Annotated in this window: 1 protein-coding gene; it reads left to right on the top strand. The window is 65.4% G+C overall.

The genetic code is table 11. From position 1 onward, the window contains the following. On the top strand, nt 1-919 hold a 919-nt coding region (locus tag IE95_RS0118265; protein ID WP_030153638.1), incomplete at both ends, for a pyridine nucleotide-disulfide oxidoreductase.

Raw genomic sequence — 919 nt, 5'->3', positions numbered from 1 at the left:
TGTCGAAGTCGGGTGTCGAGGTGGGTATCGACTTGTTCGAGCGTCTTCCTGCGCCGTTTGGTTTGGTGCGGTACGGGGTGGCTCCGGATCATCCGCGGATCAAGCAGATCATCGTGGCGTTGCACAAGGTCCTTGCCCGGGGCGACGTGCGTCTGCTCGCCAATGTCGAGTACGGGGTGGATCTGAAGCTGGAGGATCTGCGGCAGTTCTATGACGCGGTGATCTTCTCGACGGGGTCGATCCGGGATGCGGCGCTACCGGTGGAGGGGATCGATCTGCCGGGGTCGTTCGGTGCGGCTGATTTCGTGTCGTGGTACGACGGTCATCCGGACGTGGCGCGGACGTGGCCGTTGGAGGCCGAGCAGGTCGCGGTGCTGGGTGCGGGGAACGTGGCGTTGGACGTGGCGCGGGTGCTGGCCAAGCATGCGGATGACTTGTTGCCGACGGAGATCCCGGAGAACGTCTACCAGGGGTTGAAGAACTCTCCGGTGACGGATGTGCACGTGTTCGCGCGGCGTGGTCCGGCGCAGGCGAAGTTCTCGCCGTTGGAGCTGCGTGAGCTGGGGCACGTGCCGGACGTGGACGTGATCGTGTATCCGGAGGACTTCGAGTTCGACGAGGGGTCGATGGCGGCGATCAACTCCTCGAACCAGACGAAGCAGGTCGTGAAGACGTTGACGGACTGGACGTTGAAGGACCCGTCGGAGTTCACGGCGTCGCGGCGGTTGCACCTGCACTTCCTGCATGCGCCGGTCGCGGTGCTGGGGGAGGGCAAGGTCGAGGGGCTGCGCACGGAGCGGACGCGGTTGAACGGGGACGGGACGGTCAGTGGGACGGGGGAGTTCTTCGAGTGGCCGGTGCAGGCGGTGTATCGGGCGGTGGGGTACTTCGGGTCGCCGTTGCCGGAGATCCCGTTCGA

It is taken from the genome of Oerskovia turbata (assembly GCF_000718325.1).
GTDB lineage: Bacteria > Actinomycetota > Actinomycetes > Actinomycetales > Cellulomonadaceae > Oerskovia > Oerskovia turbata.
Note: the sequence above shows the minus strand (reverse complement) of the source record. Positions and strands in the feature narration are given on the sequence as shown.